Annotated in this window: 6 protein-coding genes and 2 pseudogenes; 6 read left to right on the top strand and 2 right to left on the bottom strand. The window is 49.3% G+C overall.

The genetic code is table 11. The features are described from left to right. From srfAB (NYE49_RS01965) to NYE49_RS01990, 6 genes and pseudogenes are all read left to right on the top strand, one after another. A pseudogene (gene srfAB / locus NYE49_RS01965) lies at positions 1–3,093 on the top strand (surfactin non-ribosomal peptide synthetase SrfAB); the annotation flags it as partial. A gap of 43 nt (positions 3,094–3,136) precedes the next feature. Beyond that, a complete protein-coding gene (gene comS / locus NYE49_RS01970) occupies positions 3,137–3,277 on the top strand; it encodes a competence protein ComS (RefSeq protein WP_010886404.1) in 141 nt (46 codons plus the stop codon). Beyond that, a pseudogene (gene srfAB / locus NYE49_RS01975) lies at positions 3,223–10,752 on the top strand (surfactin non-ribosomal peptide synthetase SrfAB); the annotation flags it as partial. The gene comS and the pseudogene srfAB (NYE49_RS01975), both read left to right, overlap by 55 nt. A 36-nt stretch (positions 10,753–10,788) precedes the next feature. After that, a complete protein-coding gene (gene srfAC, locus NYE49_RS01980) occupies positions 10,789–14,616 on the top strand; it encodes a surfactin non-ribosomal peptide synthetase SrfAC (RefSeq protein WP_174616560.1) in 3,828 nt (1,275 codons plus the stop codon). A gap of 28 nt (positions 14,617–14,644) precedes the next feature. Next, positions 14,645–15,373, top strand: a complete 729-nt coding sequence (srfAD, locus tag NYE49_RS01985) for a surfactin biosynthesis thioesterase SrfAD (protein ID WP_047182074.1) — start codon at positions 14,645–14,647, stop codon at positions 15,371–15,373. Positions 15,374–15,473: 100 nt separating this feature from the next. Beyond that, on the top strand, positions 15,474–16,700 hold the full coding sequence (locus NYE49_RS01990; RefSeq protein ID WP_047182075.1) for an MFS transporter: 1,227 nt from the start codon (positions 15,474–15,476) through the stop codon (positions 16,698–16,700). 14 nt (positions 16,701–16,714) lie between these two features. Here NYE49_RS01990 and NYE49_RS01995 read toward each other — a convergent pair whose 3' ends face one another. Then, positions 16,715–17,272 carry a YcxB family protein gene (locus NYE49_RS01995; RefSeq protein ID WP_047182076.1) on the bottom strand — a complete coding sequence of 186 codons (558 nt, stop codon included), beginning with the start codon at positions 17,270–17,272 and terminating at the stop codon, positions 16,715–16,717. 53 nt (positions 17,273–17,325) lie between these two features. Continuing rightward, positions 17,326–18,264 carry a DMT family transporter gene (locus NYE49_RS02000; protein WP_047182077.1) on the bottom strand — a complete coding sequence of 313 codons (939 nt, stop codon included), beginning with the start codon at positions 18,262–18,264 and terminating at the stop codon, positions 17,326–17,328. Positions 18,265–18,286: the final 22 nt, after the last annotated feature.

Consider the following 18,286-nt stretch of genomic DNA (forward strand, 5'->3'; position numbering starts at 1 on the left):
ATGAGCAAAAAATCGATTCAAAAGGTGTACGCACTGACACCAATGCAGGAGGGAATGCTGTATCATGCGATGCTTGATCCGCATTCTTCCTCGTACTTCACACAATTAGAGCTTGGGATTCACGGCGCTTTTGATCTTGAAATCTTTGAGAAAAGCGTCAATGAACTGATTCGGTCATACGATATTCTCCGTACGGTATTTGTGCATCAGCAGCTGCAAAAACCGCGTCAGGTCGTGTTAGCGGAACGCAAAACAAAGGTGCATTATGAGGATATCAGTCATGCAGACGAGAACCGCCAGAAAGAGCACATTGAGCGTTACAAACAAGACGTTCAGCGCCAAGGCTTTAACCTGGCAAAAGACATATTGTTCAAGGTAGCGGTTTTCCGCCTTGATGCAGATCAGCTGTATCTTGTCTGGAGCAATCATCATATTATGATGGACGGCTGGAGCATGGGCGTCCTCATGAAAAGCCTGTTCCAAAACTATGAAGCGCTCAGAGCAGGCAGGACACCTGCAAACGGTCAGGGCAAGCCTTATTCCGATTACATCAAGTGGCTTGGAAAACAGGACAATGAAGAAGCGGAGAGCTACTGGAGCGAGCGCTTGGCGGGTTTTGAACAGCCAAGCGTGCTCCCGGGCCGCCTGCCTGTAAAAAAAGACGAATACGTCAATAAAGAATATTCCTTTACATGGGACGAAACATTGGTTGCCCGTATTCAGCAAACCGCAAATCTCCATCAAGTGACAGGGCCTAACCTATTTCAGGCCGTTTGGGGCATTGTTCTCAGCAAATACAACTTTACGGATGATGTTGTCTTCGGAACGGTCGTCTCAGGAAGGCCGTCTGAAATCAACGGAATTGAAACGATGGCGGGGCTGTTTATCAACACCATTCCGGTGCGGGTGAAAGTTGAACGAGATGCTGCATTCGCTGATATTTTCACAGCTGTTCAGCAGCATGCAGTAGAGGCAGAGCGTTACGATTACGTGCCGCTCTATGAGATTCAAAAACGCTCAGCCCTTGATGGCAATCTCTTAAACCATCTGGTCGCGTTTGAAAATTATCCGCTTGATCAAGAGCTTGAAAACGGCAGCATGGAAGACCGCCTCGGGTTTTCGATTAAGGTAGAAAGCGCATTTGAACAAACGAGCTTCGATTTCAACCTGATTGTGTATCCAGGCAAAACATGGACCGTCAAAATTAAATATAACGGAGCCGCCTTTGATTCCGCTTTTATCGAACGGACAGCGGAGCACCTTACCCGCATGATGGAAGCAGCTGTCGATCAGCCGGCCGCTTTTGTGCGTGAGTACGGGCTTGTTGGAGACCAAGAGCAGCGGCAAATTGTCGAGGTGTTTAACAGCACGAAAGCCGAATTCCCTGAAGGAATGGCTGTTCACCAAGTGTTTGAAGAGCAAGCGAAACGGACGCCGGCGAGCACTGCCGTCGTATATGAAGGAACCGAGCTGACGTACCGCGAGTTGAATGCAGCGGCTAACCGTCTGGCGAGAAAGCTTGTCGAACAAGGGCTTCAAAAAGGGGAAACAGCAGCGATTATGAACGATCGCTCAGTAGAAACCGTTGTCGGCATGCTGGCTGTGTTAAAAGCAGGCGCCGCATATGTGCCGCTTGATCCAGCGCTTCCTGGGGATCGTCTTCGTTTCATGGCAGAGGACAGCTCTGTTCGAATGGTTTTGACCGGAAATTCTTATACAGGGCAGGCACATCAGCTGCAGGTGCCGGTTCTTACACTGGACATAGGCTTTGAAGAGAGTGAAGCGGCTGACAATCTCAACCTGCCATCCGCCCCGTCTGATTTGGCGTACATCATGTACACATCCGGTTCAACGGGCAAACCGAAAGGCGTCATGATCGAACATAAAAGCATTCTGCGCCTCGTCAAAAATGCCGGGTACGTTCCTGTTACTGAAGAGGACCGCATGGCGCAAACGGGAGCTGTCAGCTTTGATGCCGGAACGTTTGAGGTATTCGGCGCACTGCTGAATGGCGCAGCGCTTTATCCGGTCAAAAAAGAGACGCTGCTTGATGCGAAACAATTTGCTGCATTTCTGCGTGAGCAAAGAATCTCGACGATGTGGCTGACGTCACCTTTATTCAACCAGCTTGCCGCAAAGGATGCTGGTATGTTCGGCACACTGCGCCATTTAATCATCGGCGGAGACGCACTTGTCCCGCATATAGTCAGCAAAGTAAAACAGGCATCGCCGTCACTTTCATTGTGGAACGGATACGGCCCGACAGAAAACACGACGTTTTCAACCAGTTTTCTGATCGACCGTGAGTATGGCGGCTCTATCCCAATCGGGAAGCCGATCGGAAATTCCACTGCCTACATCCTGGATGAGCAGCAATGTCTGCAGCCAATCGGCGCGCCTGGTGAGCTTTGCGTAGGCGGAATCGGTGTAGCGCGAGGATATGTGAATCTCCCTGAGCTGACGGAGAAGCAATTTCTCGAAGACCCGTTCAGACCGGGTGAGAGAATTTATCGCACTGGTGACTTGGCAAGATGGCTGCCGGACGGCAATATCGAATTTTTAGGCAGAATCGACAACCAAGTGAAGGTGCGCGGCTTCCGAATTGAGCTTGGCGAAATTGAAACAAAACTGAACATGGCTGAGCATGTGACAGAAGCTGCGGTGATCATCCGCAAGAACAAAGCGGATGAAAATGAAATTTGCGCGTACTTCACGGCGGATCGTGAAGTGCCTGTGAGTGAGCTGAGAAAAACACTGTCTCAGTCTTTGCCTGACTATATGGTCCCTGCCCACCTGATTCAAATGGAAAGTCTGCCGCTCACGCCAAACGGGAAAATCAACAAAAAGGAACTGCCTGCACCGCAATCAGAAGCCGTGCAGCCGGAATACGCAGCACCAGAAACAGAGAGTGAAAAGAAATTAGCGGAGATCTGGGAAGGAATACTCGGCGTCAGAGCAGGCGTTACCGATAACTTCTTTATGATCGGCGGTCATTCTTTGAAAGCGATGATGATGACGGCGAAAATCCAAGAGCATTTTCATAAGGAAGTTCCGATAAAAGTGCTTTTTGAAAAGCCGACTATTCAAGAACTGGCACTGTATTTGGAAGAGAACGAGAGCAAGGAGGAGCAGACGTTTGAACCGATCAGGCAAGCACCTTATCAGCAGCATTATCCTGTATCCCCGGCCCAGCGGAGAATGTATATCCTCAATCAGCTTGGACAAGCAAACACAAGCTACAACGTCCCCGCTGTACTTCTGCTGGAGGGAGAAGTAGATAAAGACCGGCTTGAAAACGCGATACAGCAATTAATCAATCGGCACGAAATCCTCCGTACATCGTTTGACATGATCGACGGAGAGGTTGTGCAAACCGTTCATAAAAACATATCGTTCCAGCTGGAGGCTGCCAAGGGACAGGAAGAAGACGCGGAAGAGATAATCAAAGCATTTGTTCAGCCGTTTGAATTAAACCGCGCGCCGCTCGTCCGTTCGAAGCTTGTCCAGCTGGAAGAAAAACGCCACCTGCTGCTCATTGATATGCATCATATTATTACTGACGGCAGTTCAACAGGCATTCTAATCGGTGATCTTGCCAAAATATATCAAGGCGCAGATCTGGAACTGCCACAAATTCACTATAAAGATTACGCAGTTTGGCACAAAGAACAAACTGATTATCAAAAAGATGAGGAATACTGGCTTGATGTCTTTAAAGGCGAATTGCCAATACTGGATCTTCCCGCGGATTTCGAGCGGCCTGCTGAACGGAGCTTTGCGGGAGAGCGCGTGATGTTTGGGCTTGATAAGCAAATCACGGCTCAAATCAAATCGCTCATGGCAGAAACAGATACGACAATGTACATGTTTTTGCTGGCGGCGTTCAATGTACTCCTTTCCAAGTACGCGTCACAGGATGATATCATTGTCGGCTCGCCGACAGCTGGCAGAACACATCCTGATCTGCAAGGTGTGCCGGGTATGTTTGTCAACACGGTGGCACTCAGAACGGCACCAGCGGGAGATAAAACCTTCGCGCAATTTCTTGAAGAGGTCAAAACAGCCAGCCTTCAAGCATTTGAGCACCAGAGCTATCCGCTTGAGGAGCTGATTGAAAAGCTTCCGCTTACAAGGGATACAAGCAGAAGTCCGCTGTTCAGCGTGATGTTCAACATGCAGAATATGGAGATTCCTTCATTAAGATTAGGAGATTTGAAGATTTCCTCGTATTCCATGCTTCATCATGTTGCGAAATTCGATCTTTCCTTGGAAGCGGTCGAGCGTGAAGAGGATATCGGCCTAAGCTTTGACTATGCGACTGCCTTGTTTAAGGACGAGACGATCCGCCGCTGGAGCCGCCACTTTGTCAATATCATCAAAGCGGCCGCGGCTAATCCGAACGTTCGGCTGTCTGATGTAGATCTGCTTTCATCTGCAGAAACGGCTGCTTTGCTAGAAGAAAGACATATGACTCAAATTACCGAAGCAACCTTTGCAGCTCTTTTTGAAAAACAGGCCCAGCAAACACCTGACCATCCTGCGGTGAAGGCTGGCGGAAATCTGCTGACCTATCGTGAGCTTGATGAACAGGCGAACCAGCTGGCGCATCATCTTCGTGCCCAAGGGGCAGGAAATGAAGACATTGTCGCGATTGTTATGGACCGGTCAGCTGAGGTTATGGTATCGATTCTCGGTGTCATGAAGGCGGGGGCAGCTTTCCTTCCGATTGATCCTGATACACCTGAAGAACGAATCCGTTATTCATTAGAGGACAGCGGAGCAAAATTTGCGGTCGTGAATGAAAGAAACATGACGGCTATTGGGCAATATGAAGGGACAATCGTCAGCCTTGATGACGGTAAATGGAGAAATGAAAGCAAGGAGCGCCCATCATCCATTTCCGGGTCTCGCAATCTTGCATACGTCATTTATACGTCCGGTACGACCGGAAAGCCGAAGGGCGTGCAGATTGAGCATCGCAATCTGACAAACTATGTCTCTTGGTTTAGTGAAGAGGCGGGCCTGAAGGAAAATGATAAGACTGTATTGCTTTCATCTTACGCATTTGACCTTGGCTATACGAGCATGTTCCCCGTACTTCTGGGCGGGGGCGAGCTCCATATCGTCCAGAAGGAAACCTATACGGCGCCGGATGAAATAGCGCACTATATCAAGGAGCATGGGATCACTTATATCAAGTTGACACCGTCTCTGTTCCATACAATGGTGAACACCGCCAGTTTTGCAAAAGATGCGAACTTTGAATCCGTGCGCTTGATCGTCTTGGGAGGAGAAAAAATCATCCCGACTGATGTTCTCGCCTTCCGTAAGATGTATGGACATACCGAATTTATCAATCACTACGGCCCGACAGAAGCAACAATCGGCGCCATCGCCGGGCGGGTTGATCTGTCTGAGCCGGATGCATTTGCGAAACGCCCGACAATCGGACGGCCGATTGCGAATGCCGGCGCGCTTGTCTTAAATGAAGCATTGAAGCTTGTGCCGCCAGGGGCGAGCGGACAGCTCTATATCACGGGACAGGGGCTTGCGAGAGGGTATCTCAACAGGCCTCAGCTGACAGCCGAGAGATTTGTGGAAAATCCATATTCGCCGGGAAGCCTCATGTACAAAACCGGAGATGTCGTACGGAGACTTTCTGACGGTACGCTTGCATTTATCGGCCGGGCTGATGATCAGGTGAAAATCCGCGGCTACCGCATTGAGCCGAAAGAAATTGAAACGGTCATGCTCAGCCTCAGCGGAATTCAAGAAGCGGTTGTATTAGCGGTTTCCGAGGGCGGCCTTCAAGAGCTTTGCGCGTATTATACGTCGGATCAAGCCATTGAAAAAGCAGAGCTTCGGAACCAGCTTTCCCTAACATTGCCGTCTCATATGATTCCTGCTTTCTTTGTGCAGGTTGACGCGATTCCGCTGACGGCAAACGGAAAAACCGACAGAAACGCTTTGCCGAAGCCGAACGCGGCACAATCCGGAGGCAAGGCCTTGGCCGCACCGGAGACAGCGCTTGAAGAAAGCTTATGCCGCATTTGGCAGAAAACGCTTGGCATAGAAGCCATCGGCATTGACGACAATTTTTTCGATTTAGGCGGCCATTCATTAAAAGGGATGATGCTGATTGCCAACATTCAGGCGGAATTGGAGAAAAGCGTACCGCTTAAAGCACTGTTCGAGCAGCCGACTGTTCGCCAGCTGGCGGCTTATATGGAGGCGTCTGCCGTTTCAGGCGGCCATCAAGTCCTCAAACCGGCTGACAAGCAGGCTATGTATCCATTGTCATCCGCACAGAAACGGATGTACGTGCTCAATCAGCTTGACCGCCAGACGATAAGCTACAACATGCCATCTGTTCTTCTAATGGAAGGCGAGCTTGATATTTCGCGCCTGCGCGACTCACTCAATCAGCTTGTGAACCGTCACGAATCATTGCGGACGTCATTTATGGAAGCTAATGGTGAGCCTGTTCAGCGCATCATTGAGAAGGCGGAGGTTGATCTTCATGTGTTTGAAGCCAAAGAAGACGAAGCGGACCAAAAGATTAAGGAATTTATCCGGCCATTCGACTTAAACGACGCACCGCTCATTCGCGCTGCTTTGCTTCGAATAGAAGCGAAAAAACATTTGCTGCTTTTAGATATGCATCATATCATCGCAGACGGCGTCTCAAGAGGCATTTTTGTAAAAGAATTGGCGCTGCTTTACAAAGGAGAGCAGGTTCCGGAGCCGGCGCTTCATTATAAAGATTTCGCCGTTTGGCAAAATGAAGCTGAGCAAAAAGAACGACTGAAGGAGCATGAGGCGTACTGGCTGTCGGTTCTTTCAGGAGAGCTGCCAGAGCTTGATCTCCCGCTCGATTACGCCCGTCCGCCTGTGCAAAGCTTTAAAGGAGATACGATCCGTTTCCGTACGGAAAGTGAGACGGCAAAGGCGGTAGAAAAACTGCTTACGGAAACCGGAACGACCTTGCACATGGTGCTCCATGCTGTTTTCCACGTCTTTTTAAGCAAAATTTCCGGACAGCGGGATATCGTCATCGGCTCCGTTACTGCCGGCCGGACGAATGCTGATATTCAGGACATGCCGGGAATGTTCGTCAATACACTTGCCCTGAGAATGGAAGCGAAAGAACAGCAAACATTTGCGGAGCTTTTGGAGCAAGCAAAGCAGACGAACCTGTCAGCGCTTGAGCATCAGGAGTATCCGTTTGAAGATCTGGTTAATCAGCTTGATCTCCCTCGGGATATGAGCCGAAACCCATTGTTTAATGTGATGGTGACGACAGAAAACCCTGATAAAGAACAGCTTACATTGCAAAATCTGAGCATTTCACCTTATGAGGCTCATCAGGGAACTTCTAAGTTTGATCTGACACTGGGCGGATTTACCGATGAAAATGGCATTGGCTTGCAGCTCGAATATGCGACAGATCTGTTCGCAAAAGAAACAGCTGAAAAATGGAGCGAATACGTTCTGCGGCTACTAAAGGCTGTTGCGGATAACCCGAACCAGCCGCTTTCCAGCCTGTCACTGGTCACCGAGACAGAAAAGCAAGCGCTTCTTGAGGCATGGAAGGGCAAATCGCTGCCTGTGCCGACAGACAAAACGGTTCATCAGCTATTCGAAGAGACTGTCCAGCGCCACAAAGACCGCCCGGCTGTCACATACAACGGCCAGTCTTGGACGTACGGCGAGCTGAATGCGAAGGCAAACCGTCTTGCGCGGATTCTGATGGACTGCGGCATCAGCCCGGATGACCGCGTCGGCGTTCTCACGAAGCCGTCGCTTGAAATGTCCGCCGCGGTGCTCGGCGTCTTGAAAGCCGGAGCGGCGTTTGTGCCGATTGATCCTGACTACCCGGATCAGCGGATTGAGTATATTTTACAGGACAGCGGCGCGAAGCTTCTCTTGAAACAGGAAGGCATTTCAGTGCCGGACAGCTATACGGGAGATGTCATTCTTCTCGACGGAAGCCGCACGATTCTAAGCCTGCCGCTTGATGAAAACGACGAGGAAAATCCAGAGACGGCTGTAACCGCGGAGAACTTGGCGTACATGATTTACACGTCTGGAACGACCGGACAGCCGAAGGGTGTCATGGTCGAGCACCATGCGCTTGTGAACCTGTGCTTCTGGCACCACGACGCGTTCAGCATGACAGCGGAGGACCGCAGTGCGAAGTACGCAGGCTTTGGGTTCGACGCTTCCATTTGGGAGATGTTCCCGACCTGGACGATCGGTGCTGAGCTTCACGTCATTGATGAAGCGATCCGCCTCGATATCGTCCGCCTGAACGATTATTTTGAAACGAACGGCATAACGATCACGTTCCTGCCGACACAGCTTGCGGAACAGTTCATGGAGCTAGAGAACACATCGCTACGCGTATTGCTCACAGGCGGAGACAAGCTGAAGCGCGCAGTGAAAAAGCCGTACACACTCGTCAATAACTACGGGCCGACAGAGAATACGGTCGTTGCCACAAGCGGAGAAATCCATCCGGAGGAAGGCTCGCTTTCCATCGGACGGGCCATTGCCAATACGAGAGTGTACATTCTCGGCGAGGGCAATCAGGTGCAGCCGGAAGGCGTAGCCGGAGAGCTTTGCGTGGCGGGGCGCGGACTGGCACGCGGCTATCTGAATCGAGAAGACGAAACCGCGAAGCGGTTTGTCGCTGATCCGTTTGTGCCGGGTGAGCGCATGTACCGTACCGGCGATTTAGTGAAATGGACGGGCGGCGGCATTGAGTACATCGGCCGGATCGACCAGCAGGTCAAGGTCCGCGGCTACCGGATCGAGCTCTCAGAAATTGAAGTCCAGCTCGCCCAGCTTTCTGAGGTGCAGGATGCGGCGGTGACAGCTGTCAAAGATAAAGGCGGCAACACAGCGATCGCGGCGTATGTCACACCGGAAACAGCTGACATAGAAGCCCTGAAATCAGCACTGAAGGAAACCCTGCCGGATTACATGATCCCGGCGTTCTGGGTGACGCTGAACGAGCTTCCGGTTACGGCAAACGGCAAAGTGGACCGCAAAGCCTTGCCTGAGCCGGACATTGAAGCGGGAAGCGGAGAATACAAAGCGCCGACGACCGACATGGAAGAGCTGCTTGCCGGCATCTGGCAGGATGTGCTTGGAATGTCTGAAGTCGGTGTCACCGACAATTTCTTCTCGCTTGGCGGAGATTCCATCAAAGGAATTCAAATGGCGAGCCGCTTGAACCAGCACGGCTGGAAGCTGGAAATGAAAGATCTCTTCCAGCACCCGACGATCGAAGAGCTTACCCAATATGTAGAGCGTGCCGAAGGCAAACAGGCAGACCAAGGCCCGGTGGAGGGCGAAGTCATCCTGACGCCGATCCAGCGCTGGTTCTTTGAAAAGAACTTCACGAACAAGCACCACTGGAACCAATCGGTGATGCTTCACGCCAAGAAGGGCTTTGATCCTGAACGGGTGGAGAAAACATTGCAGGCGCTGATCGAGCATCATGACGCGCTCCGCATGGTCTACCGTGAGGAAAACGGGGACCTCGTTCAGGCGTATAAATCGATCGGTGAGAGCAAGGTCAGCTTCGAAATCGTGGATCTGTACGGCTCCGATGAAGAGATGCTGAGAAGCCAGATTAAGATTCTCGCGAACAAGCTGCAAAGCAGTCTCGATCTGCGAACCGGGCCGCTTTTAAAGGCGGAGCAATATCGCACAGAAGCTGGGGATCACCTGCTCATTGCTGTACACCATCTCGTGGTCGACGGTGTGTCATGGCGGATTTTGCTTGAAGATTTTGCTTCAGGCTACATGCAGGCTGAGAAAGAAGAGAGCCTTGTCTTCCCACAAAAAACAAACTCCTTCAAGGACTGGGCGGAAGAACTGGCGGCATTCAGCCAATCAGCGCATCTTTTACAGCAGGCTGAATACTGGTCGCAAATTGCCGCTGAACAGGTTTCTCCTTTACCGAAGGATTGTGAAACAGAGCAGCGGATCGTCAAGGATACATCATCCGTCCTATGTGAACTAACGGAAGAAGACACGAAGCATCTTTTAACAGATGTTCATCAGCCATATGGAACTGAAATCAACGATATTCTTCTCAGCGCGCTCGGTTTGACAATGAAAGAATGGACAAAGGGTGCCAAAATTGGCATTAACCTTGAGGGACACGGCCGGGAGGACATTATCCCGAATGTGAATATCTCCAGAACGGTCGGCTGGTTTACGGCACAATACCCTGTTGTGCTCGACATATCTGAAGCAGATGCCTCAGCTGTGATCAAAACAGTCAAAGAAAACCTGCGCCGTATTCCGGACAAAGGTGTTGGCTACGGCATTCTTCGTTATTTCACAGAAACAGCGGAAACAAAGGGCCTCACACCGGAAATCAGCTTCAACTATTTGGGCCAATTCGACAGTGAAGTCAAAACCGATTTCTTTGAACCGTCCGCTTTCGATATGGGGCGCCAAGTAAGCGGAGAATCAGAGGCGCTGTACGCTTTAAGCTTCAGCGGCATGATCAGAAATGGCCGGTTTGTGCTTTCCTGCTCCTACAATGAAAAGGAGTTTGAAAGAGCCACGATTGAAGAGCGAATGGAACGGTTTAAAGAAAACCTCCTGATGCTAATCCGCCATTGCACGGAAAAAGAAGACAAGGAATTCACACCAAGCGACTTCAGCGCAGAAGACCTTGAAATGGACGAGATGGGAGATATCTTTGACATGCTTGAGGAGAATTTAAAATAAAACGCAAGGGAATTACAGAAGGCGGGAGCGAAACATATGAGTCAATTTAGCAAGGATCAGGTTCAAGATATGTATTACCTATCGCCGATGCAGGAAGGGATGCTTTTTCATGCCATCCTGAATCCCGGCCAAAGCTTTTACCTTGAACAAATCACGATGAAAGTAAAAGGCAGCTTGAATATCAAATGTCTTGAAGAAAGCATGAATGTCATCATGGACCGGTACGATGTATTTCGTACCGTGTTCATTCACGAAAAAGTAAAAAGACCTGTCCAAGTCGTATTGAAAAAACGGCAGTTCCATATAGAAGAAATCGATCTGACACACTTAACGGGCAGCGAGCAAACAGCCAAAATCAATGAGTACAAAGAACAGGATAAGATCAGGGGTTTTGATTTGACGCGGGATATTCCGATGCGGGCAGCCATTTTCAAGAAAGCTGAAGAAAGCTTTGAATGGGTGTGGAGCTACCACCACATTATTTTGGACGGATGGTGCTTCGGCATCGTCGTACAGGATCTATTTAAGGTATACAATGCTCTGCGCGAACAAAAGCCGTACAGCCTGCCGCCCGTCAAACCGTATAAAGACTACATCAAGTGGCTTGAAAAGCAGGATAAACAAGCATCACTGCGTTACTGGCGCGAGTATTTAGAGGACTTTGAAGGACAAACGACGTTTGCGGAGCAAAGAAAGAAACAAAAGGACGGCTATGAGCCGAAAGAGCTGCTCTTTTCACTGCCGGAGGCGGAAACAAAGGCCTTTACCGAGCTTGCAAAATCGCAGCATACCACTTTAAGTACGGCGCTGCAGGCAGTCTGGAGCGTATTGATCAGCCGCTATCAGCAGTCTGGCGATTTGGCCTTCGGTACAGTTGTTTCAGGGCGTCCCGCGGAAATCAAAGGCGTTGAACATATGGTTGGGCTGTTTATCAACGTCGTCCCGAGACGTGTGAAGCTGTCTGAGGGTATCACATTTAACGGCTTGCTCAAGCAGCTGCAGGAGCAATCGCTGCAGTCTGAGCCGCATCAATATGTGCCGCTTTATGACATCCAAAGCCAGGCTGATCAGCCGAAACTGATTGACCACATCATTGTTTTTGAGAACTATCCGCTTCAGGATGCAAAAAATGAAGAAAGCAGTGAAAACGGCTTTGATATGGTGGATGTTCATGTTTTTGAGAAGTCGAATTATGATCTCAACCTGATGGCTTCCCCGGGAGATGAGATGCTGATTAAGCTTGCCTATAATGAGAATGTGTTTGATGAGGCGTTTATCCTGCGCTTGAAATCTCAGCTTCTTACAGCAATTCAGCAGCTCATCCAGAATCCGGATCAGCCTGTCAGCACGATCAACCTCGTTGACGACAGGGAGAGAGAATTTTTGCTAACCGGCTTAAACCCGCCGGCTCAAGCTCATGAAACAAAGCCTCTGACGGATTGGTTCAAGGAAGCAGTGAACGGCAATCCGGATGCGCCGGCGCTTACGTATTCCGGCCAGACCCTGTCTTATCGCGAATTAGATGAGGAAGCGAACCGCCTTGCACGCCGGCTGCAAAAACACGGTGCGGGCAAAGGCTCTGTTGTAGCGCTGTACACGAAGCGCTCACTTGAACTGGTGATCGGCATTCTCGGTGTATTAAAGGCGGGAGCAGCCTATCTGCCGGTTGATCCGAAGCTGCCAGAGGACCGAATCTCGTATATGCTGGCTGACAGTGCGGCAGCCTGTCTTCTGACGCATCAGGAGATGAAAGAACAAGCGGCTGAGCTGCCGTATACAGGCACAACGCTCTTCATTGATGATCAAACACGGTTTGAAGAACAGGCAAGCGATCCTGCAACCGCGATTGATCCTAATGATCCGGCATATATCATGTACACGTCCGGCACAACCGGAAAGCCAAAGGGCAATATGACCACTCATGCCAATATTCAAGGATTGGTCAAGCATGTAGACTACATGGCATTCTCTGAGAAAGATACATTCTTATCTGTTTCCAATTACGCCTTTGACGCATTTACCTTTGATTTCTACGCTTCAATATTGAATGCGTCACGTCTCATTATCGCAGATGAACATACGCTGCTTGATACAGAACGGCTCACAGATCTGATCCTGCAAGAGAATGTCAATGTCATGTTTGCGACAACCGCACTATTTAACCTTCTCACAGATAGGGGAGAGGATTGGATGAAGGGACTACGCTGTATATTATTCGGCGGAGAGCGCGCCTCAGTGCCTCATGTCAGAAAAGCGCTGCGGGTCATGGGGCCGGGCAAGCTGATTAACTGCTACGGGCCGACTGAGGGAACAGTGTTTGCGACTGCTCACGTCGTGCATGATATACCGGATTCCATCTCCTCATTGCCGATCGGAAAGCCGATCAGCAATGCCAGTGTTTATATTCTGAACGAGCAAAGCCAGCTCCAGCCATTCGGGGCGATCGGTGAACTGTGCATCAGCGGAATGGGCGTGTCAAAAGGATATGTAAATCGTGCTGACCTCACGAAGGAAAAGTTTATTAAGAACCCGTTCAAGCCGGGAGAAACGCTTTACCGCACAGGGGATTTAGCACGCTGGCTGCCGGATGGAACGATTGAATACGCCGGCCGTATTGACGACCAGGTCAAAATACGCGGACACCGGATTGAGCTTGAAGAAATCGAAAAGCAGCTGCAGGAATACCCAGGTGTGAAAGATGCGGTCGTTGTGGCGGACCGACATGAGTCTGGCGATGCATCAATCAATGCCTACCTCGTGAACCGGACGCAGCTTTCAGCTGAAGACGTGAAGGCGCACCTGAAAAAACAGCTTCCTGCTTATATGGTGCCGCAAACCTTTACCTTCTTGGATGAGCTTCCTTTAACGACGAACGGGAAAGTCAATAAACGGCTGCTTCCAAAACCTGATCAGGATCAGCTGGCGGAAGAATGGATCGGACCGCGGAACGAGATGGAAGAAACAATCGCACAAATCTGGTCTGAGGTTCTCGGCAGAAAGCAAATTGGCATTCATGACGATTTCTTTGCGCTCGGAGGGCATTCCTTGAAGGCCATGACCGCCGCTTCCCGAATCAAGAAAGAGCTCGGGATTGATCTTCCAGTAAAGCTTTTGTTTGAAACGCCGACGATCTCCGGCATTTCAGCGTATTTGAAAAACGGGGGCCCTGATGGCTTGCAGGATGTAACGATAATGAATCAGGATCAGGAGCAGATCATTTTCGCATTTCCGCCGGTCTTGGGCTATGGCCTTATGTACCAAAATCTGTCCAGCCGCTTGCCGTCATACAAGCTGTGCGCCTTTGATTTTATTGAGGGGGAAGACCGGCTTGACCGCTATGCGGATTTGATCCAGAAGCTGCAGCCGGAAGGGCCTTTAACATTGTTTGGATATTCAGCGGGATGCAGCCTGGCGTTTGAAGCTGCCAAAAAGCTTGAGGAACAAGGCCGTATTGTTCAGCGGATCATCATGGTGGATTCCTATAAAAAACAAGGTGTTAGTGATCTGGACGGACGCACGGTTGAAAGTGATGTCGAAGCGTTGATGAATGTCAATCGGGACAATGAAGCGCTCAACAGCGAAGCCGTCAAACAAGGCCTCAAGCAAAAAACACATGCCTTTTACTCATACTACGTCAACCTGATCAGCACAGGCCAGGTGAAAGCAGATATTGATCTGTTGACTTCCGGCGCTGATTTTGACATGCCGGAATGGCTTGCATCATGGGAAGAAGCTACAACAGGTGCTTACCGTATGAAAAGAGGCTTCGGAACACACGCAGAAATGCTGCAGGGCGAAACGCTAGATAGGAATGCGGGGATTTTGCTCGAATTTCTTAATACACAAACCGTAACGGTTTCATAAATGAAGTGATGAAAGGAGGAGACAGCCAATGAGCCAACTCTTCAAATCATTTGATGCGTCGGAAAAAACGCAGCTCATCTGTTTTCCGTTTGCCGGCGGCTACTCGGCGTCGTTTCGCCCTCTCCATGCTTTTTTGCAGGGGGAGTGCGAGATGCTCGCTGCCGAGCCGCCGGGACACGGCACGAATCAAACGTCAACTATTGAGGATCTCGAAGAGCTGACGGATTTGTACAAGCAAGAACTGAACCTTCGCCCTGATCGGCCGTTTGTGCTGTTCGGACACAGTATGGGCGGAATGATCACCTTCAGGCTGGCGCAAAAGCTTGAGCGTGAAGGCGTCTTTCCGCAGGCGGTTATCATTTCTGCAATCCAGCCGCCTCATATTCAGCGGAAGAAAGTGTCCCACCTGCCTGATGATCAGTTTCTCGATCATATTATCCAATTAGGCGGAATGCCCGCAGAGCTTGTTGAAAATAAGGAGGTCATGTCCTTTTTCCTGCCTTCTTTCCGATCAGATTACCGGGCTCTTGAACAATTTGAGCTTCACGATCTGGCCCAGATCCAGTCGCCTGTTCATGTCTTTAACGGGCTTGGTGATAAAAAATGCATACGAGATGCGGAAGGCTGGAAGAAGTGGGCAAAAGACATCACATTCCATCAATTTGACGGCGGGCACATGTTCCTGCTGTCACAAACGGAAGAAGTCGCAGAACGGATTTTTGCGATCTTGAATCAGCATCCGATCATTCAACCGTGATCAAAAGCGGACAGCTTCGGCTGTTCCGCTTTTTTTGTATTGAATGCCAATTTTTGCATGGTATAATAGTCGAAATACTCAAATAAAGGCAGGTTGAAACATGCGCACGTCTCCCAGGATGAAATGGTTTGTATTGCTGTTTACGTTTGTTTTCGCCATCGGAATGAACTCATTCAGAAATTCCTTTCAATTTTTTATGCTGCCAATGGCGGATGCCTTCCATGCCGACAGGTCGCTGATTTCGGTTTCTGTCAGCATTTTTATGATCACAACCGGCATCGTCCAGTTTTTTGTCGGTTTTTTCATCGACCGTTTCAGTGTCAGAAAAATTATGGCGCTTGGAGCTGTCTGCATCAGCGCAAGCTTTTTGGTGCTTCCTTATTCACCGAATGTTCATGTGTTTTCCGCCATTTACGGTGTGCTTGGCGGAATCGGCTATTCCTGCGCGGTCGGCGTGACGACCCAGTATTTCATCAGCCGTTGGTTTGACACACACAAAGGCCTTGCGCTTGCTATTTTGACCAATGCCAACTCTGCGGGCCTGCTGCTTCTCTCGCCCATTTGGGCTGCGGCTCCGTATCATGCCGGCTGGCAGAGCACCTATACGATTTTGGGAATCGTCATGGCGGCTGTTCTGCTGCCGCTCCTCGTCTTTGGGATGAAGCACCCGCCACATGCGCAAGCGGAGTCTGTGAAAAAATCTTATGATTGGCGGGGATTTTGGAACGTGATGAAGCAATCCCGCCTCATTCATATCCTGTACTTTGGCGTGTTTACTTGCGGATTTACAATGGGAATTATTGATGCTCACCTCGTCCCGATACTGAAGGATGCGCATGTCTCTCATGTCAACGGAATGATGGCCGCGTTCGGAGCATTTATCATCATTGGCGGATTATTGGCGGGCTGGCTGTCCGATCTCCTCGGCAGCAGAAGCGTCATGCTATCCATCTTATTTTTCATTCGGCTGCTCAGCCTCATTTGCCTGCTCATTCCCATTCTCAGAATTCATCACAGCGAACTTTGGTATTTTGGCTTTATCCTGTTATTTGGACTCAGTTACACAGGCGTGATCCCGCTGACCGCGGCGTCAATTTCGGAAAGCTATCAAACAGGATTGATCGGATCGCTGTTAGGCATCAATTTCTTTATCCATCAGGTTGCCGGAGCTCTCAGCGTGTATGCGGGCGGTTTGTTTTTTGACATGACTCATGGTTATTTGCTGATTGTCGCTGTGTGCATCGTGTTTGTGGGTTTATCGGCTGTAATAGAGCTGGTGCCGTTTTTAGATAAACAAAAGGCAAAAGAAACCCACCAATCAATATAAAAGGATCAGCACTGTCAATGCTGATCCTTTTTAAATTTGAGTTTTTTTGTTTCGGTATTTTTAAGGATAATCTCCTTGAATCTGTTCATTTCCTCTTTGGAATGAAAAAAACGTTTTGGGATCGCAATATATTGGCCGCTTGATGTATTGACCCTGAAGATATTTTTATATTCGAAAACAGCTGTGATTTCATCCCAATTGAAAATGAGGTCATATTTTTTAGAACATATACGAATTCCTTCTTGGTTCAGAGTATATGTTCTTTTAGATTTCATCCGTTCGTTCTTCTTGTATGCTCTGGAAAACTTCACATATAGAAGAAGGAGGAGCAGAAGTGTAAACAGAACGGACATCACGATAATCAACATACTGTTCATAAACAAGTTAAGCGCGTCACTGCCATAAACGATACGGGGCCATCCGTTAATGAAGTTAACTGCAGCAAATATGGCGCAAAACAACAGAAAGTAAAAACATGATAATTTTGCGATTTGATAAAAAAAGATTTCTCTTACATCCTTAAAAGTGATTTCTCCTGGAAGATTGATACTTTCACTAGCATATTGAACCATACGGTAAACCTACACCTCTAACCATGTTTTTCCTTTCAGTCTAGCATAATTTCTCATTTTTTTGCAGGCATACCAGGGCGCTTTGTTTTTTTCTCCAGATTGATATTGCTCCCCACCACGCCAATCATAATACAAACAGCTCCGGCAAGATGATACCAGGCCAGGCTTTCGTTGAGAATCACAACTCCTGCAATCATCGTCACAATGGTAGATACATGATTAAAAGCGCTCATTTTAAACGCCTCAATTCGCGACAGCGTATAGTTAGACAGAAATGAAGTGACGAGTGAAGACAGCACGCCCAAATACACGATGGCGAGAACGAAGCCGGGCTCCCGGAACGGCAGAAAATAAGTGCCGACTGTTCCCGCCGCTCCGTGACGCACAAGGGCGATGGCGTTGAAGACGACAAAGCCGATGGATGACATGATGTAGGTGAGCTCGGTCAGCTTGAACCGCTGTGTCATTTTTCTGGCAGCAGTATTGTACATCGCTGAAGACAAAGCGGACAATAGGATCAGCAAAGACCCTTTTAAGCTGGCTGATTCCACGTCAACGCCTTTCATCACAAAAATAAACATGACGCCGGCAACGGATAAAACCGTGAACCCCTTTTGCGTCCACGTTGGGCGTTCCTTTAAAACATAAGCGGCAAAGACCATCGTGAAAATCGGAATGGCTGCCTGAATAATTCCCGCTTCAGAGGAGGACGAGTACACAAGGCCGAATGCCTGAAAGCTGAAAAATAACGCGGGATACAGCAGGGCGAGCGGCAAAATGGCAATGACGTCCTCTACGCGGATTGATAGCTTTACCCAGCCGAATAAGATCGGTATAGTGGCCGCAGCAAACGCAATGGTGAACCGATGCGCCAAAATATCAAACGGCTCTGCTGTTTGCAGTGCGATTTTTACGAATAGAAAGGATAAACCGATAATGAACGAATATAAAATAGCCGCCATATAAGCGGGGGCTTGCTGATGTTTAACCATAATGGGAAGTGCTCCTTTACCT

The sequence above is a fragment of the Bacillus sp. FSL L8-0358 genome, assembly GCF_038593095.1.
GTDB lineage: Bacteria > Bacillota > Bacilli > Bacillales > Bacillaceae > Bacillus > Bacillus subtilis.

Excerpts from the sequence above, each read along its gene's own strand:
- NYE49_RS01990 (WP_047182075.1), top strand. The coding sequence starts at position 15,474 with ATGCGCACGTCTCCCAGGATGAAATGGTTTGTATTGCTGTTTACGTTT.
- srfAC (WP_174616560.1), top strand. The coding sequence starts at position 10,789 with ATGAGTCAATTTAGCAAGGATCAGGTTCAAGATATGTATTACCTATCG.
- NYE49_RS01995 (WP_047182076.1), bottom strand. The coding sequence starts at position 17,272 with ATGGTTCAATATGCTAGTGAAAGTATCAATCTTCCAGGAGAAATCACT.
- srfAD (WP_047182074.1), top strand. The coding sequence starts at position 14,645 with ATGAGCCAACTCTTCAAATCATTTGATGCGTCGGAAAAAACGCAGCTC.
- NYE49_RS02000 (WP_047182077.1), bottom strand. The coding sequence starts at position 18,264 with ATGGTTAAACATCAGCAAGCCCCCGCTTATATGGCGGCTATTTTATAT.